Source organism: Evansella clarkii (assembly GCF_002019695.1).
GTDB lineage: Bacteria > Bacillota > Bacilli > Bacillales > Salisediminibacteriaceae > Evansella > Evansella clarkii.
The window spans coordinates 2565207-2584434 of the sequence record NZ_KV917376.1; the positions used below are offsets into that span (position 1 = coordinate 2565207).

Annotated in this window: 25 protein-coding genes and 1 riboswitch; of the genes, 21 read left to right on the forward strand and 4 right to left on the reverse strand. The window is 41.5% G+C overall.

Annotated features, from left to right (window positions below; genetic code table 11):
- The first annotated feature begins 73 nt into the window (after positions 1-73).
- Positions 74-817, forward strand: a complete 744-nt coding sequence (locus BK582_RS11655) for an MBL fold metallo-hydrolase (RefSeq protein ID WP_078595201.1) — start codon at positions 74-76, stop codon at positions 815-817.
- A 218-nt stretch (positions 818-1035) separates the two neighbouring features.
- Here the strand turns inward: BK582_RS11655 and BK582_RS11660 are convergent, their stop codons facing one another.
- Positions 1036-1914 (reverse strand): nuclease-related domain-containing protein, encoded by an 879-nt coding sequence (locus BK582_RS11660; protein WP_169910972.1) that lies wholly within the window; start codon positions 1912-1914, stop codon positions 1036-1038.
- Between the two features lie 578 nt (positions 1915-2492).
- On the opposite strand from BK582_RS11660, the gene BK582_RS11665 reads away from it, so the two are divergent.
- The 12 genes from BK582_RS11665 to BK582_RS11720 all read left to right on the forward strand — a co-directional run bounded on the left by BK582_RS11665 (position 2493) and on the right by BK582_RS11720 (position 10466).
- On the forward strand, positions 2493-3512 hold the full coding sequence (locus tag BK582_RS11665) for a PstS family phosphate ABC transporter substrate-binding protein (RefSeq protein ID WP_078595203.1): 1020 nt from the start codon (positions 2493-2495) through the stop codon (positions 3510-3512).
- A 70-nt stretch (positions 3513-3582) separates the two neighbouring features.
- A complete protein-coding gene (gene pstC / locus BK582_RS11670; RefSeq protein WP_078595204.1) occupies positions 3583-4518 on the forward strand; it encodes a phosphate ABC transporter permease subunit PstC in 936 nt (311 codons plus the stop codon).
- Between the two features lie 3 nt (positions 4519-4521).
- Positions 4522-5406: a phosphate ABC transporter permease PstA gene (gene pstA, locus BK582_RS11675; RefSeq protein WP_078595205.1), complete on the forward strand. Its 885-nt coding sequence runs from the start codon at positions 4522-4524 to the stop codon at positions 5404-5406.
- An 18-nt stretch (positions 5407-5424) separates the two neighbouring features.
- Positions 5425-6264: a phosphate ABC transporter ATP-binding protein PstB gene (gene pstB / locus BK582_RS11680; RefSeq protein ID WP_078595206.1), complete on the forward strand. Its 840-nt coding sequence runs from the start codon at positions 5425-5427 to the stop codon at positions 6262-6264.
- Positions 6265-6276: 12 nt separating this feature from the next.
- Positions 6277-6936, forward strand: coding sequence for a phosphate signaling complex protein PhoU (phoU, locus tag BK582_RS11685; protein ID WP_078595207.1), 660 nt, complete (start codon positions 6277-6279; stop codon positions 6934-6936).
- Positions 6937-7281: 345 nt separating this feature from the next.
- Positions 7282-7629, forward strand: a complete 348-nt coding sequence (locus tag BK582_RS11690) for a DUF1516 family protein (RefSeq protein ID WP_236939148.1) — start codon at positions 7282-7284, stop codon at positions 7627-7629.
- A gap of 946 nt (positions 7630-8575) precedes the next feature.
- The gene (locus tag BK582_RS11695; protein ID WP_078595208.1) at positions 8576-8731 is read left to right on the forward strand and encodes a YrzI family small protein; all 156 of its coding nucleotides are present in this window, start codon (positions 8576-8578) and stop codon (positions 8729-8731) included.
- 23 nt (positions 8732-8754) lie between these two features.
- Complete coding sequence (locus tag BK582_RS11700) at positions 8755-8910, forward strand: YrzI family small protein (protein ID WP_167553087.1); 156 nt, start codon at positions 8755-8757, stop codon at positions 8908-8910.
- Between the two features lie 22 nt (positions 8911-8932).
- On the forward strand, positions 8933-9085 hold the full coding sequence (locus tag BK582_RS11705) for a YrzI family small protein (protein ID WP_078595210.1): 153 nt from the start codon (positions 8933-8935) through the stop codon (positions 9083-9085).
- Positions 9086-9108: 23 nt separating this feature from the next.
- Positions 9109-9261, forward strand: coding sequence for a YrzI family small protein (locus BK582_RS11710; protein ID WP_078595211.1), 153 nt, complete (start codon positions 9109-9111; stop codon positions 9259-9261).
- A 273-nt stretch (positions 9262-9534) separates the two neighbouring features.
- Positions 9535-9927, forward strand: a complete 393-nt coding sequence (locus tag BK582_RS11715) for an Hsp20/alpha crystallin family protein (protein WP_078595212.1) — start codon at positions 9535-9537, stop codon at positions 9925-9927.
- A gap of 176 nt (positions 9928-10103) precedes the next feature.
- Entirely contained in the window at positions 10104-10466 is a 363-nt protein-coding gene (locus BK582_RS11720; protein WP_078595213.1) for a YppG family protein, read from the forward strand.
- A 500-nt stretch (positions 10467-10966) separates the two neighbouring features.
- On the opposite strand, the gene BK582_RS11725 is transcribed toward BK582_RS11720, so the two are convergent.
- Complete coding sequence (locus tag BK582_RS11725; protein ID WP_236939149.1) at positions 10967-11329, reverse strand: hypothetical protein; 363 nt, start codon at positions 11327-11329, stop codon at positions 10967-10969.
- Between the two features lie 209 nt (positions 11330-11538).
- Between BK582_RS11725 and BK582_RS11730 the strand changes: the two genes are divergently transcribed.
- From BK582_RS11730 to BK582_RS11750, 5 genes are all read left to right on the forward strand, one after another.
- On the forward strand, positions 11539-11652 hold the full coding sequence (locus BK582_RS11730) for a YjcZ family sporulation protein (RefSeq protein WP_078595215.1): 114 nt from the start codon (positions 11539-11541) through the stop codon (positions 11650-11652).
- An 82-nt stretch (positions 11653-11734) separates the two neighbouring features.
- The gene (locus BK582_RS11735; protein WP_414457983.1) at positions 11735-11899 is read left to right on the forward strand and encodes a YjcZ family sporulation protein; all 165 of its coding nucleotides are present in this window, start codon (positions 11735-11737) and stop codon (positions 11897-11899) included.
- 241 nt (positions 11900-12140) lie between these two features.
- Positions 12141-12254, forward strand: a complete 114-nt coding sequence (locus BK582_RS11740; protein WP_078595217.1) for a YjcZ family sporulation protein — start codon at positions 12141-12143, stop codon at positions 12252-12254.
- A 74-nt stretch (positions 12255-12328) separates the two neighbouring features.
- Positions 12329-12484 (forward strand): YjcZ family sporulation protein, encoded by a 156-nt coding sequence (locus BK582_RS11745; RefSeq protein WP_078595218.1) that lies wholly within the window; start codon positions 12329-12331, stop codon positions 12482-12484.
- Between the two features lie 179 nt (positions 12485-12663).
- On the forward strand, positions 12664-14154 hold the full coding sequence (locus tag BK582_RS11750) for a methyl-accepting chemotaxis protein (protein ID WP_078595219.1): 1491 nt from the start codon (positions 12664-12666) through the stop codon (positions 14152-14154).
- 67 nt (positions 14155-14221) lie between these two features.
- Here the strand turns inward: BK582_RS11750 and ald are convergent, their stop codons facing one another.
- Both ald and BK582_RS11760 read right to left on the reverse strand, forming a co-directional pair.
- Positions 14222-15340 (reverse strand): alanine dehydrogenase, encoded by a 1119-nt coding sequence (gene ald / locus BK582_RS11755; protein WP_078595220.1) that lies wholly within the window; start codon positions 15338-15340, stop codon positions 14222-14224.
- Positions 15341-15490: 150 nt separating this feature from the next.
- Positions 15491-15709 (reverse strand): KTSC domain-containing protein, encoded by a 219-nt coding sequence (locus BK582_RS11760; RefSeq protein WP_167553089.1) that lies wholly within the window; start codon positions 15707-15709, stop codon positions 15491-15493.
- Positions 15710-16001: 292 nt separating this feature from the next.
- Positions 16002-16085: riboswitch (cyclic di-GMP riboswitch) on the forward strand.
- Positions 16086-16250: 165 nt separating this feature from the next.
- Between BK582_RS11760 and BK582_RS11765 the strand changes: the two genes are divergently transcribed.
- The 3 genes from BK582_RS11765 (at position 16251) to BK582_RS11775 (ending at position 19122) form a co-directional block, all read left to right on the forward strand.
- Positions 16251-18074, forward strand: a complete 1824-nt coding sequence (locus BK582_RS11765; protein ID WP_078595222.1) for a sensor domain-containing protein — start codon at positions 16251-16253, stop codon at positions 18072-18074.
- Positions 18075-18236: 162 nt separating this feature from the next.
- Positions 18237-18656, forward strand: a complete 420-nt coding sequence (locus BK582_RS11770) for a disulfide oxidoreductase (protein ID WP_078595223.1) — start codon at positions 18237-18239, stop codon at positions 18654-18656.
- A 4-nt stretch (positions 18657-18660) separates the two neighbouring features.
- Positions 18661-19122 (forward strand): thioredoxin family protein, encoded by a 462-nt coding sequence (locus BK582_RS11775; protein ID WP_078595224.1) that lies wholly within the window; start codon positions 18661-18663, stop codon positions 19120-19122.
- Positions 19123-19228: the final 106 nt, after the last annotated feature.

The following is a 19228-nucleotide window of genomic DNA, read 5'->3' on the forward strand; positions in this document are numbered from 1 at the left end:
TTTCACTTATATGTCAGGCGTGTTATCTTCATACTAAGGGACGTCTCATATTCACGAGAAAGGACGATGTTCGATGAAGATTACTGTCATAGGCTATTGGGGCGGATACCCCGGACCGGATGGGGCAACTTCTGCTTATTTGCTGGAAGAGGAAGATGTTAAAGTACTGCTGGACTGCGGCAGCGGAGCAGTCTCAAAACTGCAGAAATATATTGAAACTGCCGACCTTGATGCCTTAATACTTACCCATTACCATCATGACCATGTGGCAGACGTTGGTGTTCTGCAGTACAGTCGTGTTGTTGATATCAATCTGGAGAGGTCAACCCGGCCGTTAAAAATATACGGGCATACAGGAGATCCGGAAGGTTTTCAGCGACTAGGAAAAGAACCGTATGCAATCGCGGAAGCATATGATCCTGCCGGAGTGCTGACAATCGGCCCGTTTACTTTTACTTTTCAGGAAACCTCGCATCCTGCAGTGTGTTATGCGATTAAGGTGGAATCTTCCGTGAGCGGAAAGTCGTTCGTGTATACGGGAGATACGACATATAATAAAAAGTTGGTTCCTCTTATGAAAGGGAGCGAGCTCCTGATCGCGGAAGCAAGTTTCTATGATGGACAGGAAGCAGAGAAGTACGGCCATATGACAAGCAGTGAAGCTGCCCGGCTGGCGGCTGCTGGCGAGGTTGAAAAGCTTCTGTTAAGCCACCTGCCTCATTTTGGGGAGCATAAGGATTTGGTGACAGAAGCGGAAAAGCATTTTTCCGGCGAGGTTGCGCTGGCGTATGAAGGTCTGGAGATTGAAATTAAATAATTTTTTGTTGCGGGCAAGCCTTTCCGAATGAATTTCGGGAAGGCTTGTTTGGTTAATCAACGAAATTGAGTGTTTAATCAACGAAATTGAGTGTTTAATCAACGAAATGTAGAGTTTAATCAACGAAAAAGCGGGGTCAATCAACGAACCGGAATTTAACCAACAAAATATAGAGAACAATTAGTGAAATTGGCATCCTTAAAATAGCACTTTTTTAATTAATCTAAAGGAAGATAGTATACTCTGTATCGTTGTTCTCCTTTATAAAGCAGTTTCATATTGGAAAGTATACGGTAAGCTGTAGCGAAAGAGGATAAGTGGAGAAAGTTTCTCAACTGTGAGTTGCAAATCATGGGGCCAAAAATAAGTGCAAAGTCATCAAGAGCTGACAGATGACAATTTCGATCTTCATATTTACAAGACTGATTAATACACCTCCAGTTTCCATGCCTCCTTTCCATCGGCCTCCACCCGCACTTCGGGCAAAAAATACCAGTTAATATCTCATCAGGAGAGATTCTGTATTTTTGGAGAAGGTCTTCCCAAGAAGGAGTATGTTGTTTAATGAGCTGACGGCAAATTTTCTGAAGTTCCTTGCTTGAAAAAACGGGGCGCCGGTATTTTTGCTGCAAACTAGTAATGGTTTCAATTAATAAAGCATTTTTTATGATGCAATGCCTGTAGGGGTGACCATTTAAAATGGTGACGTAGGCGTTGGAATGAGTAAAAACAACGAGGGATTCAAAGGGAAGAAGAGGGTGTTTGTTCACTTGCATCCATTCTCTAAGCTGTATTTCGTGGCGTTTTATCTGGAGGGTGGGATCATTATAAACATCTACCTCATTATTCAGTCGCAACCGTTCCATCTGTCCTAAAGTATGGTCAATCTCAATTTTTCCTGATAAGTGCTTAGCATCAATATGAAGAAAAAAGTATGGGGAGATGAGCAGGGAATCAAGTTGAAAATGTTTACCTTGGTGGGGCAGCCGGAGGTCGTTGAGTATGAGGAATTCATGATCTCTGAGAAAAGTGAGATCATAGTCAAGCTGCTGTTCGCCCTTGTAGCCGGCCCTTTCTTTAAATAAATCATCCTCCACATCTTTCCTCCTGGGATGGGTCGTGTTTAATCGCCGGAAGAGAGCATCAAGCTGCCTTAATTTAATTGATGGTTTGCTGTGTTTTTGATCACATCATAGCCTCCTTATTAAAATTTTTAACTTACTTCGTATGGAAAACCCCTGCTTAATTCTTAATTTAACAACAAAATCCTCCCCCATTCTCCCCAAAATTAGAGAAAGTGCTTTTTTGCTTAACTGCTTTGCTGGATTACTTGAGCAGCTTCGGAGCCGCAGCTAACAATTAAGCAAATCTTTTAATTATTAGTTTTATGTAACCCGTCTGAATGTGAAGCAAATTCTCATTCTCGAAATCAGCACGCCAATCCTCGAAATAAGGTATCCAATTCTCAAAATAATGGATGGCTGTCCCAGATCCAACCTCCTGCTTCACCACAAAGCCAATTGTAAAAGCGACCTTTACATAACCTTCACAATGGATTTACACCACATTTATTTGTCCTTAACATTCGCTTCTTATAATCAGAATTAGAGATAGAGAGACAACAAACAACAAACTCTATCAAACTTTGAAGCTGATTTTAAGGAGGAACTTATTAATGATGATTAAAAAGACGGCCTTATTTTCTATGTTAACAGCTATGGTGATTGCTACTGCAGCTTGTAGTTCTGGAGGAGCTGAAGGAACTGAACAAAGCGGGGGCAATAATAACAGCAGCGAAAATAATAGTAACAGCGGAAACGATGGGAACGGAGGGGAGCTTTCAGGCTCGGTAGTTATTGATGGGTCTGGTACCGTTTATCCGTTAATGTCCCGAATTGCTGAAGAATTTATGGTGAACGAGCATGAAAATGTAAGTGTTGAAGTGGCCCGTGCAGGGACAAGTGCCGGCATGCAAAAATATGTAGCAGGGGAAACTGATTTTGCGAATGCGTCTCGTGAAATAAAGGAAGAAGAAGTCGCCGAACTGGAAGCTAACGGAATCGAATCAAAGGAATTTAAAGTTGCTCTTGACGGTTTAACAATGGTTATTAATCCGGAGAACGACTGGGCTGAAGAGATGACAGAAGAAGAAATAAGCACAATGTTTGTGACTGGAAATTACAAAGACGATGATGTGGTACTCTGGTCTGATATCCGTTCTGAATGGCCTGAAGAAGAAATCAATTTTTACGGGCCGAACGAAAACCATGGAACTAATGAATTTTTCGTTAAAGAAATTATCGAAGAGCAGGACTTGGTCGAGACGATCAACCTGCAGCAGGAGTATTCCACTCTCGTAAACTTAGTTGCGGAAGACGAAAATGCGATTGCATTCTTCGGTTATGGCTATTATGCAAACAATGACGACAAGATTAAAGCCGTGGAAGTGGATTTTGGAAACGGACCGGTCGCCCCTTCTCTGGACACAATTGCTGAAGATGGAGAATATGGACCGTTCACCCGTCCAGTGTTTACAAACCTTAGCATCGACGCAGCAAAAGAAAAGCCTCAGGTGAAAGCATTTGCTGAATATATTTTCCAGGTTGCAAATGACTTCGCCGGAGATACAGGCTTTGCTCCCCTGCCTGAAGAGGAGCTGCAGGAAAGCCTGGAGTTTATCCAATCTATAAATTAATAACAATTAACCGGGAGAAGCGGAATGCTTGCTTCTCCCCTTATTTTTTCGTCTGGGAGGATAACCGTCCATGGAAAAAGCAATTAGTGTAAAAGCAATGATAGAGGAGAAGAAGAGCAAAGCAGGCATCAGGAGAATAACGGAAAAAGTAATTCCGTTCATTTTATTTCTGCTTGCATTTGTTTCTGTTCTCACTACTGCAGGGATAATTTCCACATTAGTCTATGAAACTGTGTTGTTTTTCAGAGAAGTATCATTCACTGAATTTTTCGGCACCACGGAATTGAAACCTTTAAGCCCTGTTGAACCAAAATTCAGCATCCTGCCCCTGCTGACAGGAACAATTATGATCTCACTTGTGGCGATGGCAGTAGCTGTTCCTGTCGGATTAGCAACCGCAGTATTTTTAAGTGAATACGCGTCTGACAGCACCAGAAAAATGTTAAAACCAGTATTGGAAGTTCTGGCTGGAATACCTACAATTGTCTATGGATTCTTTGCTTTTACTTTTGTGACTCCTGTATTAAGAGAGCTGATACCCGGTCTGCAGGCAACAAATGCATTAAGCCCGGGAATCGTGATGGGCATTATGATTATCCCGATGGTTGCCTCTCTCTCAGAAGATGCGATGAATTCTGTTCCAAACGTAATGAGAGAAGGCGCACTCGCCCTTGGTTCAACAAAACTGGAAGTTACTTTGCGTGTAGTTATTCCAGCTGCAATTTCCGGAATTATCGCCTCATTCGTTCTGGGGGTCTCACGTGCGATCGGGGAAACGATGATTGTTACGATAGCCAGCGGAAGTTCTAAAAATTTAACTTTTGACCTTACACAGTCCATGCAGACGATGACAGCATATATCGTTGAAGTAACGAGCGGGGACGCAGCAAGCGGAACAACTGCTTACTACAGTCTGTATGCGGTAGCATTCACATTATTTATCTTTACACTGCTCATGAATCTGTTGGCAAGATACATTTCCCGAAGATACAGGGAGGTTTACTAAAAAATGAAGTATATTGACCTGGATACAGTAAACAAAAGAATGACCACCCGAATTCTGATTAACAAGCTCGTTAAGTATTTGTTTCTGGCAGCAACACTCTTTGGGCTGATAGTATTAGCAGTTCTGCTGTACAGAGTATTTGCGGATACGATTGGCTGGCTGAACCTTGATTTTTTAACAAACAGATTATCCACTATCCCTGAAAATGCCGGCATAAAAGGTGCTATTACCGGGACCCTCTGGCTTATGCTGATTGTCGGTCCGGTAACAATGATATTAGGTGTCGGTACGGCAGTTTATTTGGAGGAATACGCGAAGAGAGGGCGTCTTCACTCTTTTATTCAGACTAATATAAATAATCTTGCCGGTGTTCCTTCTATTGTTTTCGGTCTCCTCGGCCTGACGGTGTTTGTCAGAGTACTCGGCTTCGGAACGAGTGTAATTGCCGGAGGTTTAACAATGTCCCTCCTCGTGCTGCCGATTGTTGTCGTGGCTGCGCAGGAAGCTATCAGATCTGTACCTGGATTTTTGCGGGAAGCGTCCTTTGGAATGGGGGCGACAAAATGGCAGACCATAAAAAATATTGTACTGCCGGCTGCTCTTCCTGGCATTTTAACAGGTACTATTCTCGCTCTTTCCCGTGCTATTGGGGAAACTGCTCCATTAGTAGCTTTAGGAATACCTGCTCTGTTAATCCCTATCCCGAGCGGTATTTTTGATAACTTCACAGCACTGCCTATGCAGATCTATTACTGGACATTAGATTCAGTTCTTGTAGATGAGTATGCAAACCTGGCAGCTGCTACCATTCTCGTTTTACTGATAATCTTGTTTTTAATGAATTCGGTGGCGATTATTTTGAGGAACAAGTTTCAAAAACGATATTAAATACGGAGGCGAAGCAAAATGTCAGCAGTAACAGTCACGGATAACAGGAATAAAACAGTATACTCCGATGAACTGCGCAGGAATATAGTTGAAATAGAATCTGGCAAACGTGTTTACGAAACAAAGAGCTTAAATCTCTGGTATGGAAAAGACCATGCATTAAAAAATATTAATCTGCCAATACAGGAAAATGAAGTGACAGCGATCATAGGCCCTTCAGGATGCGGAAAATCCACGTACCTGAAGACATTAAACAGAATGGTTGAACTTGTTTCCGGTGTTAGAGTTTCAGGTGAAATATTATACAAAGGGCGGAATATTCTTGATAAAAACTATAAAGTAGAAGAACTCCGGACAAGGGTGGGGATGGTCTTTCAGAAACCGAATCCATTCCCAAAATCAATCTTTGAAAATGTGGCATACGGCCCCAAAATTCATGGTATTCGTAATAAAAAGCTTTTGCATGAAATTGTAGAAAACAGCCTGAGAGGAGCAGCCATCTGGGATGAAGTGAAAGACCGTCTTCATGAAAATGCGTACGGCCTTTCAGGAGGGCAGCAGCAGCGTCTCTGTATTGCCCGGTGTCTTGCTATTGAGCCGGATGTAATTCTGATGGATGAACCAACTTCTGCGCTGGATCCAGTCTCCACATTGAAGGTCGAAGAACTGGTTCAGAATTTAAAAAAGGATTACAGTATTGTCATCGTTACCCATAATATGCAGCAGGCGGCGAGGATTTCCAGCAGCACAGCATTCTTTTTACACGGGGAAGTCATTGAATATGGAAATACAGACCATATATTTTCTACTCCGGACGATAAGCGGACAGAAGATTATATTTCGGGCAGATTTGGGTGAAGGGGGAGAATTATGGTAATCAGAGAGCAATTTTCAACAAGTCTTTCGTCATTGAAAGAAGAGGTTCTTAGTTTAGGCAGTATGGCGGAGGAAGCTTTAGCGGAAACAATGAAAGCCGTCTCCCGCCACGATAGTGAGAAGCTTAATATTATCATTACAAATGACAGACTGATTAATAATAAAGAGTTAATAATAAATGAGAATGCTACGCTGTTAATTACAAAGCAGCAGCCTGTTGCTTCTGATCTCAGGAAAGTGGTCGTCAGCCTGAAAATTTCCAGCGACCTGGAACGGATTGGGGATTTGTCTGTTGATATAGCTAAGGCGGCGTTAAGAATTAACGAATTACCTGGCGGCCAAGGTTTTGAGCAGGAAATTCAGAAGATGGGTGCAAGAACTAATGAAATGTTAAAGGCTGTTATATCAGCTTACCGGGATGGGAATGTGCTCGAAGCCCAGAAGATCGCTGCGATTGACGATGAGATTGATAAAGCGTACGGGGAATTTGTTCAGTCCATATTTAAAACAGCTGTACTCAAGCCTGGAATGATCGAGAACATAACCCAGCTTGCATATATTTCCCGCTATATAGAACGAATTGCGGACTACAGCACGAATATTGCAGAATGGATTATTTACGAAGTGAACGGAAGAAGGTTTGATCTTAATTAATATTATTCAGTGCCCTGGTTATCATCATTTGCCGGGCCTGTTTTTGTTTCAGCCGGATAAAATGTTTTAAATTGCTGATTAATCCCGATGTAACCGTCCGTAAAACTCCCGCCTCAAAACATGAGTGGAAGCGAAGATGTTCATGCGGGAGATAACGGACGCTAACATCCCGATTAGTTCAACTAACAATCAGTGGGGGATATATAACCCCCACTGATTGAAGGTTCACTTTATGGAGAAGGTGAAAATAAGCTGTAAAAGGCGTTTTAGTTTACTTAGAGAGGGAATTTTTTGTATACTACATAGAGTTGAAGCATTGCTTGTATATTAAAGGAGGAAAATGTTGTGGTACATGCTCATAATCTTGTCTGGCTTCTTATGCTGATCGTATTTTTCCTTACACTTTTCTTTGTGAAATCCGGAAAAGCAAAACCAGCTAAAATTTCTCAGATGACTCTTCGTTTATTTTATATCTTAGTCATTGTTACAGGAGGAACCCTGCTCGTTACTTATCAATTCTACTGGGTTGCTGTAATTAAAGGACTTCTTGCTATCTGGCTGATATATTCTATGGAAATGATTTCTACGAGAAGCGCAAAAGGGACCCTTGCAGGGACTCCAAAAGTCGCTTACTGGGCCCAGTTCGGAATCGCCCTGGTAATCGTCTTATTCCTCGGCTGGACAGCAATTTAACAAACAAAAATTTAAAAAGCTGCTCTTTCTTTTACTAAAGAAAGAGCAGCATTTTTTTTGGGCTTGGCGCATAAGATTTATCGTAGGCTGCAGCGGATTTTTGGCTTTCCTGGGAAATACGGAATCATCGAAAAATGACCAGCATATAATTGTATGGTGAAAGGGAACGATAAAAAAAGTTTAAAAAATTCTAAATTGTGTCTTTACAAATGCAAACAATAGGAGTAGAATACGTGGTGGAAGAAGTTAATGAAAATTATGGAAAGGAGGCTTATCTAAAATGATGATGATCAATTTAACTCAATTAAAGTCAGACTCTAAATTAAATAATTCAACCCCTTTAGCCTCCGTTAAGGTATTCCTGCATTAATTGCAGAGAAGCTTTTATATCCATTTTGGTATGCGCAGGTTAAAGACAGACCTGTGTTTTTTTATGCTTTTTTCCGGGAAGGATCGAACTAACGTTTTCGGCATCCGGAATAGGGATACTATCAGCACAGGTGCGTCCACCTGTGCTTTTTTGTGTCTGAAAATTGTACTTAGGATGGACTAAAGTTCGTTAGAGTGTAAATTCGCCAACTGAGAGGATTAAAAATTTATTCCGATGTAACCGTTCGTAAAACTCCCGCCTCAAAACAAGAGTGGAAGCGAAGATGCTTAGGCGGGAGTTAACGGACGCTAACATCCCGATTGGTTCAACTAACAATCAGCGGGGGGAATACCCCCCCACTGATTGAAGGTTCACTTTATATTTTTTTCCAACAGTTTGCGTTTTTGAAACGTTATCTTTATGAAGAGCAACACGATCGGCCGTTTATGGTATTAATAAAACCGGCACATAATGAGATGTGTTGCCCTACAACTATTGTTGTAGATAAATTTGCAACTATAAAACGAAGTAAAAAATTTAAAACTTTTATATTGTTAATGTAAGGGGGTGATCTAAATGATGTTGTTTAATCTGTTTTTTCTGACGATAACAGTGGCACGAAGAAAGCATGATGGTAAAGATATTGAAAGGGCTTATGAGTACCAGGAATCTGTTAAGCATAGTGCAGCTGTCCGCGCAAAGCAATCCGAATATCTGAATCGTCTAATGTAATGGGTGTTAAGGAGGTGGAAATTATGGCGTTTAATTTGTTTTTTCTCACAATAACAGTGTACCGCAGAAAACCCGATCGAAAAGAAGTTGAGCGGGCCCATGTATATCAGGAATCTGTAAAACACAGGGAGGCAGTTCGTGCAAGGCAGGCTAATTATTTGAATCGAATAATAATGTAGTGACTTAAAGGAGGTGAAAATTATGGTTTTTAATTTGTTTATTCTCACGATTACAGTGACCAGAAGAAAATCCGATGGTAAAGATGTTGAGGAAGCTCGCCTGTACCAGGAATCTGTAAAACACAGAGAGGCAGTTCGTACAAGGCAGGCTGAATATTTAAATCGTATGATGTAATCGTTTTACAGGAGGTGATAAGTATGATGTTTAATCTGTTTTTTCTAACTGTGACAATCACCCGCAGAAAATACAACGGAGCAGAAATTGAACGGGCCCACAGGCATGAAGCGTCAAATAAGCACCGTGAGGCGATCCGTGCAAAGCAAGCTGAATATATGAATCGAATGATGTAATGGAACCAAAATAAATTAGAAAGGATTGATGATGATGATAATGCAAGCAGTTGTTTTTTATCTGGTGAGACTTCCTGAGGGGAAAGGCTTTGTTTAGCTAATGAACATTGAATAACTATCCTGAATGCGGCCGCAGACATTTAATGCGGCCGTATTTATTATTCCAGGGAAACTCCACGTTCGTCTAATCAAAAGATGAGCGGGATACATACACTGTTTATGTCAACCGTGACGTGAACCTATGAAATCTTATTATGTTAGGAGAGATAAGCTATGGTTAACAGAAGATCAGACCATCCTTTTGGGTTATTCGGATTTCCGTTCTTCTCAGGGACTCAGCCTCAGCCTTACCATTTCGATGTTCAGGATACTGAAAATGAACTGATAATGGAAGGCAAGCTCGAGGGCTTTGAAAAAGAGCATATTACTATTGAAGCAGTACGAAACGGAGTGGTTATTACAGCAGAAAAACCGGCGGAAACGAAGGATGGCGAAGGGGATGAGGTGCCTGTACAGTCTCATCACACAGGTAAAGTCGAACGTTTTATCCCGGTCTATTTTCCGTTCACAGAATCTGATATTTCCGCTTCTTTCAGTGAAGATAAAGTTCTGAATGTAAAAGTTGCCAAAAATAAGGCGAACAGAAAATTCATATCAATCGAGTAAAGGAATTCAGCTTCTTACGTCTGCAGGTAGTACCCTAAGCTTTTTATACCTCCTCAACTTATGCCGCCGGATCACTGGCGGCTTTTTTATTGCAGTATCGCCCGCGCACAAACGGATGGCCAGCCATACACATATAATAATTAAGGAAAAACGTAATGTAATAAAGGAGGGTTCTTATGCATCAGGGAGGCAGAGACAGGGACGGCTCCCGCACAGATCCATTCACTAATATGATGTTCGGCTCCGCCAGACCACCGGGCCAGGGGTCACCCCACTTTTTTCAACAGCATCAGCAGGCAGGACAACATCCGGCAAACTATCAAAGCTATGCTCACGGACAGTATTCGCACCAAACTCCGTACCAGCAGCCGCAAGCCCATCAGTCAAAAAAAGGAGTGCTATCTCATTTTATGAAGGAAGACGGGACATGGGATTATGTAAAAATAGGAAATGGTGTACAGCAAGCATACGGTATAGCTGGAAAAGTCAGCCCAATGGTAAAGCAGATATCTCCTTTACTCGCTTTGCTGAAAAAATAAACAGGCTGCCCCGTACTGCTTATTAAACCATGTTTAAACGAATTGGAAAAAATGTATAGCTGAAGCTCTGAGGCTGGGACATAACTAAAGTGCTTGAATGAAAATACGAACAACATATCACTATGGCGGAGGAAATATAAAAGACTCCTTCGGGAGCAAAGGCAACGGTGAGACCCCGAAGCGCGAATCACGAGGAGGCTCACCATCCGCCCGAGGAAAACGAAGTGTATTTCCGTAGGGGTATTTTTGTCATTGTTCGGATTTTCAATCCATCAAACACTTTTGTCCCAGCCTCACACTATTTAAGTAATGGACACAGGAAAAACTTTGAAAGGTCAACGGCGGAACGTACCGCTGTCTGTTCGTTTGCAAAGCTGACCACAGGTTTCTTTTTGCGGGACAGCCATCTTGTACAGGAAAACAGAAAATTGCCCTTGCCACATAAAGTCAGGCACAGGGCAAGGGCAATTCAGATATTCATTTCATTAATAAAATATTTGTTACCAGAAGAAGGCGGACCCGAGGGCAAAACCTCCTACTCCCGCTAAAGCTACCGGGACCCAGTGAGGATTTCCCGCGAATCCAGGACCATATCCTCCTCCAAAACCTGGTCTGTGGCCGTACGCTCCTCCATATCCGTGGTGGCCGTACCCATGCTGGCCGTAGCTGTAATGACCGTAACTATGGTGGCCATATCCATGAGGCGGGTACCCGTATCCAAAACCGCGCCTCCGGGCAGCTGGCTCAATATACACATACTGCTGATCTACCTCAGCAATTTTTCCCACATGCACTTTTCCTGATTTTTCAGTGATTTGAGCCAGTTTCCCTTTATGCTGGCAGCAAAGTTGATAATAATCCACTATCTTCCCTCCTTTCAGGGGAATCTTTTACCATATTATTAGCAAACGTCTAAGTTGATTGTACAAATGTGCTAGTTTTATAAAAAAATTGGTTTTGGCAAACATTGAATTTATATCGGCATTCGTCTATACAAAGTAAACTCTCCACACATATCTTATTATTGCGAAGCGGTATTCGCGAGAGAAACAGTTATAGGGAGGGAAGCTGAATGGGTGCACCGGCAGGAGGATATGCAGGAGGATTTGCGTTTATTATCGTGATTTTCATTTTGCTTGTAATTATCGGTGCTGCTGTGGTCAGACCGGGAGGATACTGGTACTAAGTTAATTCCCGGCGTCCACTAAAAGCGGATGAAAGAAATCCGATTAAATGTTAATTAATTAATATATTAAAGGGAGGAATAAATGATGGGATACTATGGTGAACCAGGATATTATGGATGCTGCCCGCCTGCTGCAGCTCCTGTAGCGGGATATGGACACGGAGGGTATGGTTTTGGCGCAGGTTTCGCGTTAATTCTCGTACTGTTTATCCTGCTTGTAATCATTGGAGCAGCTCTGGCTTACTAATAAGCTCATAACAGGCTGCCGATTGTTCCGGCGGCCTGAGCTTCCAAAGGACCTTAGCCGATTAAACCCCATATATTAGACTCGGAGCCGGGAAATGTTGTTTTAAGTAACTACTGCCTCCCCGCCCGAGCCTATTTTTAGACACTTTAGTGATTTCGTTTAGACAGTGTAACGTATCAGACCATAAAGTATTAATGCGAAGGAAATCGCAAACCATTACAAAATACAGGAGGGGAAGTCAATGGGTGCACACGCACACAGAGGAGCAGGAGCAGGATTTGCGTTTATCCTTGTAGTATTTATCCTGCTTGTAATCATCGGAGCAGCAGTTGTAAGGCCAGGCGGCTACTACTAAACCTAGCCGGTAATAGCTGGAAGTATGAAGAGTTTTAAGCTAAAACTATAACTTCTGAAGGAGGAGAAATTGTAATGAGTCACTATGGATACGGTTATGTTGATCCTTGCTGCCCTGCACCGGTAGCAGCTCCTGTAGCTCATGGCGGGTATGGATTCGGAGCAGGTTTCGCGTTAATTTTGGTTCTGTTCATCCTGCTTGTAATTATCGGAGCAGCTTGGGCTTACTAGGGTGAAGTATGATAAAACAGCTGCCGGGAATTTGCCTGGCAGCTGTTTTAATTATATGTGTTATGAATATTTTTATTGAGATGTTATTGAAATATTTTCAAACGGGAGGTATCTTTAATGTAAGGTGAAAAATGACTGAAAAAATCAAAAATTATCAATTTTAGAAAGAAGGTGGGATATTGGCAGGAAATATAGAAACTGCAGAACAAAGAAATATACTTATGACAAAATTACTTTGGTTCGCTTATTTGCTTGGGCTGGGAAGTAACTTTGCTGCAGGAGTTTCTCCCCAGGGGATTGCGGCCTTTGGAGTTATAGGCTTTGCAGCAGTAGGCTCAATAACAGCCGCAGTTTATTTTCTTAAGAACTTTTCTCCCTATGTGCAGTATTTGATAGCAGTGAATTTCTCTATCCTTATATTTTTTATGGTAAGCACTTCTCCAAAGTTATCTAATTATATGATGATCTATGTCTCTATTGCTTTTATCACTCTTTATCATAATTATAAATCCATCGCATTGTCTGCTGTACTTGGATTGGTTTTATCAAACTATTTTTTTCTTACATATAACTCGGAAATGTTTTATGGTGCAGGTTTAGATATTTTAATATCACTTAATGTGATGTTTATCGTAATAACCTCCGCTCTGACAGCTCAGGCTCTAATAGGGGAAAGAATACAGAAAAAAATTGATGCCCAGCACATTGAACTTAAAAAGAGAAAACAGCAGATGGAAGAAATGCTCGAGGAAGTGAAACAGTCGATTAATGTTATTACTGATTTCAGCAACAAGCTCAATAATAATATTATATCGGCGGAGGGTATATCGGGAGACCTCACACAGGCATTTACTGAAATGGCAAAAGGAGTGGAATCTTCTGCAGCAAGTGTTGGGGATATGAGCAAATCCATTAGCTCTTCTGTTAGTTTTATTAACGACGTTAACGATTCGGTCAAGGATCTGAATGAAAGAGCAATATCCACGACGATGGTGACAAAAGAAGGCGGCGAAGATGTACAAAAATTGATGAAGGGGATGGAAGCCGTCCATCATATTACTGGGGAACAAAGCAAAATAGCAGAAGCGCTGTTTCAGGAAAGTAAAGAAATTGGAGAAATCCTCACTTCTATAAAGGAAATATCTGAGCAGACAAATCTGCTGGCATTGAATGCTTCCATTGAGGCTGCCAGGGCTGGCGAGCATGGGAGAGGGTTTGCTGTAGTAGCCAACGAAGTGCGCAGGCTTGCAGAAACATCAAATCTGTCAACGAATAAGATAAGCATTATACTGCAGAAACTGTACCAAAAGATTGAACTGATGAAGGAACAAACAGATGAAACCAAAAAAGCAATTGATGAAAATGTAACTACTACGAGAGAAACTACAAATCGTTTCCTTAATATTGACACCTATGCAAAGAAATCAGCTGAACAATCGGAGAATGTAAATATTAAGGTTGCAGGGATTAGTACCGCTTCGGAAGAAATGATGAAAGAAATCGCAGCTGTAACAGAGTATGCGGAAAGCTCCAGTGCTTCCGTTCAAGAAATTCTTGCTTCTGTGGAAGAACAGCATCAACGGATTCAAATGATAAGGAACAGCTTTGGAGAGCTGGAGCAATTGACGAAAAAGCTGAGCAGGCTCGCTGTAACAGCAGCGGATGCCTGAGCTGTATGAGCGAAAGAAACCCGGCAAAGGATGAGACATCATCACTTGCCGGGTTTTTACGTCTGATTTAATATAAAAGAGATCCTTCCACTGTTTTATATTCATATCCAAGGTCCCTTGCCACTGCCTCATAAGTTACATTACCCGCAGCTGTATTCACACCTTTAACAAGTCCCGGGTTTTCTCTGAGAGCTGTACTCAGTCCTTTGTTTGCGATCTGAAGAGCGTATGGCACCGTTACGTTGGTTAAAGCTATCGTTGAAGTCCGTGGGACTGCGCCAGGCATATTAGCTACAGCATAATGTACGACACCATGTTTTGTGTAAGTCGGGTCATCGTGTGTAGTAATACGGTCCACAGTTTCAAAAATACCGCCCTGGTCGATTGCTACATCCACGATTACTGAACCAGGCATCATATCTTTTATCATTTCCTCTGTAACGAGCTTCGGCGCTTTAGCTCCAGGAATCAGGACCGCTCCGATAACAAGATCTGACTCCCTTACTGCATTTGCAATATTCAGCGGGTTGCTCATCAGCGTATTAATTTCCGTTCCGAAAATATCGTCCAGCTGCCTTAGGCGTTCGTGGCTCAGATCAATAATGGTGACGTCAGCGCCAAGCCCCATGGCAATTTTTGCTGCGTTTGTTCCTACAACTCCTCCTCCAATAATAGTTACCTTTCCTCTTTTTACTCCAGGCACCCCTGAGAGAAGGATACCGCTTCCGCCTTTAGGCTTTTCTAAAAACTGGGCACCAATCTGGGATGCCATCCGGCCTGCTACTTCACTCATAGGAGTTAACAGAGGCAAAGTCCGGTTTACTTCCACAGTCTCATAAGCAACAGCCGTAACTTTTTTTTCAGTAAGTGCCTCGGCAAGCTCCGGCACTGCCGCAAGGTGAAGGTATGTAAATAAAATCAGATCTTCCCTGAAATAACCATATTCAGAAGGTAAGGGTTCTTTCACCTTCATTACCATCTCAGCAGTTTCCCATGTTTCACGTGCTTTATCCAATATAACGGCACCTGCGTCTCTGTAGTCCTGGTCAGTGAAACCGCTTCCAATTCCAGCGTCTTTTTCTACAAAGATCTCATGGCCGGCCTGATGGAGTGTAAGAACACCTGCAGGAGTTAATGCAACACGATTTTCATTATTCTTTATTTCTCTTGGCACACCGATATTCATGGATATCCTCCTTAAATTTAAATAGTATCTTAATTATTGTAGCTAATTAGCAACTACCTGTCACTTATTTGCTGTTTCAGGAAGAGTTGCATTGGTCAGCCAGAACATAAATTAAAACCAGGGGATGACAAAAGGCCCCCTGGCCAGTTTTTAGGCGTTATTTATTGTTTTAAAAGGGTAACGAGTCTGAATTCTTTCTTCAAAATACTTACTCATATTGTCACTTGAAAAGATTCCCACATAGTCGATTTTGAATACTTCGTAATAGATCAGATAATCGCCGTTTTCAAATCTCACATGCAGTTCCCGTGTCATTTCATCATATCCGATGGATTTAATATTGCCGTCGTTTAGTTCGGTCATTTCCATAACGATATCCTCCCCTTCCAAATACTGTGAGGAAAAATTATTGCTGTGAATTTTGCCATGACAGTTCACCATTTTCTTGTTATATGTTAGAATACCCAAATTTAATAAAAAGAAACCTTTAATATCTGGAGGCTTACATCGTCTACAGCAAAAGTTTGATTCTTATAGAGAGGCTTTGTCACCGTGAAAAGGGGTAAAATAGTTTAAACTAGGAATATTATACAAAGTTGTGCAAAAATATTGAAAATTGGTATGGAATAATACTAAAATTGATATATCAGCGAATAATGCAATCATTAAGGGATGCGAGGAACACATATCTTCATCTGGGCACTTGGATATGTAGGAGCAATTAGTGCAACCGGCCATTTATTCAGGCCGGCTTTTTTTATGGATAAGAACCTTACAGGCCAGAAGCAGGCAGCAGTTACTTGACGAAAAAAAATCCATATCATGACTTCCGGACCTGTATTCCGGTACAGCTGGAAATTAGCTCTCCTGGAGCAGCTATGAGAAAAGAGAAGAAAGAAGGAGGGAGAATATGAAAGAAGAACATAATGCTTTTACTATATCTGAACAGAAAGGATTCAGCATAAAAGATTCAAACGAAGAGCTGGTGAATTTGTTCCAATCATGGGACGACATAAATATGGGAGAAACGAAAGCTGGCTTTCCTGGCTTGATAAGAAATTTATTTAACGCCCTTGAAGAAACATCTCATGTAGTAATTTCAGATGAAAAGGGAAGTATGGCATATGTTAGTGAATCGTTTTGCAGCATATTGAAATACAGGAAAGAGGAACTTGAAGGAAAGTACTATACAGAACTGCGGGACCGTTTAATGACCGGAAGTGACAGGGAGAGGCTTAAAGAAGTGTTTTTATCAGGAACGAATTACGAGACAGAAACTATGCCTGTTTCTAAAGATGGCAACCCTTTTATTATGAAAACGAGTATAATGCCGCTGGTTAAATCAGAAGAAGGGATAACTAAGTTTTCGATCATACTCCATCAGGACATTACAAGACTGACGCAGGCAGAGAAAGCGATTAAGCAGCTGGCAAGTACTGATAATTTAACAGGGCTGCCAAACCGGGGCAAGTTTGAACAGGATGTTGCTGAATATATAGAAGGTGATAAGAGTCTTCAGAGATCTTTCGCTGTTTTATTAATTGATCTTGACCGTCTCGGTTATTATAGTGAAATCCTTGGCCAGCATACAGGGGATAAACTGACAAGGAATATTGCGAACGCTCTTGTAGGGCTGAATCATAAGGGGATACAAATATACAGGTACGGGGCTAATGAATTTTCCATCCTTTTGAAAGAACCTGAATCAGCTTCAGAAGCAGAAGGGATTGCTAAGGACATCCTTCAATTGTTTAACAGTCCTTTCTCAGCTGATGGTGATGAGCTGATGTTATCCGCCAGTATTGGCATTACCGTATATCCTGACCAGGGAAACACACAGGAAGCTGTTATTAATCATGCGGAAGACGCGATGCATCATGCAAAAGAAGCAGGTCAGGCAAACCTGCAATGGTTCAGACCTTCTATACGAACAAAGCAAAAGGAAAAATTAATTATGGAACGGAAGCTGCGGGCAGCAGTGGAGAATAAAGCTTTTCAATTGAAATACCAGCCTCAGATTGATCTGAAGAATATGGCAGTGATCGGTGCAGAGGCATTAATAAGATGGGAAGATAAGGAACTGGGAGCTGTTTCTCCGGAAAGGTTTATTCCTCTGGCGGAAGAAACAGGGCTGATTAATCCGATTGGGGACTGGGTGCTGGAGGAAGCATGCAGACAGGCAAAGAAATGGAGTGATGAGGGATATTCATTACGCATCGGAATTAATATTTCCCCGCTGCAGTTTCAAAAGCGAGGGTTTGTAGAAAAAGTAAATGCGGTTCTTCAGGACAGTGGCCTGGAACCTGGTAAGCTGGACTTAGAAATTACCGAAAATCATTTACTTCGTAACAGAGAAGAAAGCCTTCGTACACTTGGAAAGCTCAAAAAAATCGGTATTCGGATTTCAATAGACGATTTCGGCACGGGATATTCTTCGTTAAGCTATTTACAGCGCTTTCCTGTAGATACTCTGAAAATCGACCGGACATTCATTAAAGATATTATAAATAACAGTAAAGACCAGGCAATTGTTACATCGATTATACAACTGGCCCATAATATGAACCTGCGTGTTATTGCTGAAGGAGTGGAATCTTCGGATATGCTTCCCTTTTTAAACGCGAGAAACTGTAATGAAATGCAGGGTTTTTTATACAGTAAGCCTCTCCCTCCTTCCGAATTCACACAATACATAAAGATAATACCACCGGCTGAAATTCTGACGGGCAGCTGAAATCAGGAAGAGACTCCACCTTGTTTATAGGCGGAGTCTTTGTTTTTTACAGTTATCCCTAATAATTTATTGAAAATAAACAAAAGTTAAAATTCCTATTTGCTATTGCTTTGGTTCATTATATGATAAACAGACAGGGAGAGATGAAAGAGAGGGAAGCGCTTGAACAAAAAGATTGAGAATGCCTTATTTGGTGCATGGGCAATCGCGTTAACAGCAACAGCAGGTTCTTTGTACTTTTCAGAAATACAAAACTTCATACCGTGCACTCTATGCTGGTATCAGCGAATATTCATGTATCCTCTTGTTATTATTTTGGCGATTGCTTCGGTCAGAAAAGATCCTGGCCAGGCTGTTTACACACTTTCGCTCAGCCTGGCAGGGGGAGGAATTGCGATCTATCATTATATGCTGGAAAAAATTCCTGCGCTTAATAACCAGGCTGCAGCGTGCGGGACGGTACCGTGTAATTACGAATATGTTAATTATCTTGGTTTTATAACGATACCATTTATGTCGATGACCTCGTTTTTGCTGATCTCCGGACTGCTGATTTATATCATAAAAGTTTCTAAGGAGTGACTGTATGAAAAAGTTAATTATTTTCGCTGTTATTATAGTAGTTCTTTTTTCTGCCCTGGCATTGATCACTTCCGCACAAAATAAGCAGCAGTCGGAAGGAAATCCGTTTGGAAAGAGTACGCTGCATCCCGAAACGATTAAACAACTGGAAGATCCGAATTACCAGAATATAATTCTCCCCGAAGAACTCTATTCTGCTCTTAAACTGGAAGAGAAAGTAACGGTTTATTTCTACAGCCCAACTTGTGAGTACTGTAACCTGGCAACTCCTCAAATTGTGTCAGTTGCTGAAGAACTTGGCACAGAAGTTAAGATGTTCAACCTCCTTGAGTTTGAACAAGGATGGAGAGAATACGAAATAGACGGAACACCGACATTAGTCCATTACGAGAATGGGCGTGAAACCGCCCGAATCGACGGACTGAGAGAAAGAGAGGACTATGAAAGCTTCCTTGGAAATAATTAAGTAAGAGATACAAAACAACTTCTGTCTAAAAGACCGGGGTTGTTTTAATTTGCATATAATTTTCGAAAACAGACAGTGTTTGTTAAAATAAACACTCAAACTGTTT

What these genes read in the sequence shown, in the direction of transcription:
- BK582_RS11655 (WP_078595201.1), top strand. Translation starts at nt 74, where the DNA reads ATGAAGATTACTGTCATAGGCTATTGGGGCGGATACCCCGGACCGGAT.
- BK582_RS11665 (WP_078595203.1), top strand. Translation starts at nt 2,493, where the DNA reads ATGATGATTAAAAAGACGGCCTTATTTTCTATGTTAACAGCTATGGTG.
- pstC (WP_078595204.1), top strand. Translation starts at nt 3,583, where the DNA reads ATGGAAAAAGCAATTAGTGTAAAAGCAATGATAGAGGAGAAGAAGAGC.
- pstA (WP_078595205.1), top strand. Translation starts at nt 4,522, where the DNA reads ATGAAGTATATTGACCTGGATACAGTAAACAAAAGAATGACCACCCGA.
- pstB (WP_078595206.1), top strand. Translation starts at nt 5,425, where the DNA reads ATGTCAGCAGTAACAGTCACGGATAACAGGAATAAAACAGTATACTCC.
- phoU (WP_078595207.1), top strand. Translation starts at nt 6,277, where the DNA reads ATGGTAATCAGAGAGCAATTTTCAACAAGTCTTTCGTCATTGAAAGAA.
- BK582_RS11695 (WP_078595208.1), top strand. Translation starts at nt 8,576, where the DNA reads ATGATGTTGTTTAATCTGTTTTTTCTGACGATAACAGTGGCACGAAGA.
- BK582_RS11700 (WP_167553087.1), top strand. Translation starts at nt 8,755, where the DNA reads ATGGCGTTTAATTTGTTTTTTCTCACAATAACAGTGTACCGCAGAAAA.
- BK582_RS11705 (WP_078595210.1), top strand. Translation starts at nt 8,933, where the DNA reads ATGGTTTTTAATTTGTTTATTCTCACGATTACAGTGACCAGAAGAAAA.
- BK582_RS11710 (WP_078595211.1), top strand. Translation starts at nt 9,109, where the DNA reads ATGATGTTTAATCTGTTTTTTCTAACTGTGACAATCACCCGCAGAAAA.
- BK582_RS11715 (WP_078595212.1), top strand. Translation starts at nt 9,535, where the DNA reads ATGGTTAACAGAAGATCAGACCATCCTTTTGGGTTATTCGGATTTCCG.
- BK582_RS11720 (WP_078595213.1), top strand. Translation starts at nt 10,104, where the DNA reads ATGCATCAGGGAGGCAGAGACAGGGACGGCTCCCGCACAGATCCATTC.
- BK582_RS11730 (WP_078595215.1), top strand. Translation starts at nt 11,539, where the DNA reads ATGGGTGCACCGGCAGGAGGATATGCAGGAGGATTTGCGTTTATTATC.
- BK582_RS11735 (WP_414457983.1), top strand. Translation starts at nt 11,735, where the DNA reads ATGATGGGATACTATGGTGAACCAGGATATTATGGATGCTGCCCGCCT.
- BK582_RS11740 (WP_078595217.1), top strand. Translation starts at nt 12,141, where the DNA reads ATGGGTGCACACGCACACAGAGGAGCAGGAGCAGGATTTGCGTTTATC.
- BK582_RS11745 (WP_078595218.1), top strand. Translation starts at nt 12,329, where the DNA reads ATGAGTCACTATGGATACGGTTATGTTGATCCTTGCTGCCCTGCACCG.
- ald (WP_078595220.1), bottom strand. Translation starts at nt 15,340, where the DNA reads ATGAATATCGGTGTGCCAAGAGAAATAAAGAATAATGAAAATCGTGTT.
- BK582_RS11760 (WP_167553089.1), bottom strand. Translation starts at nt 15,709, where the DNA reads ATGGAAATGACCGAACTAAACGACGGCAATATTAAATCCATCGGATAT.
- BK582_RS11765 (WP_078595222.1), top strand. Translation starts at nt 16,251, where the DNA reads ATGAAAGAAGAACATAATGCTTTTACTATATCTGAACAGAAAGGATTC.
- BK582_RS11775 (WP_078595224.1), top strand. Translation starts at nt 18,661, where the DNA reads ATGAAAAAGTTAATTATTTTCGCTGTTATTATAGTAGTTCTTTTTTCT.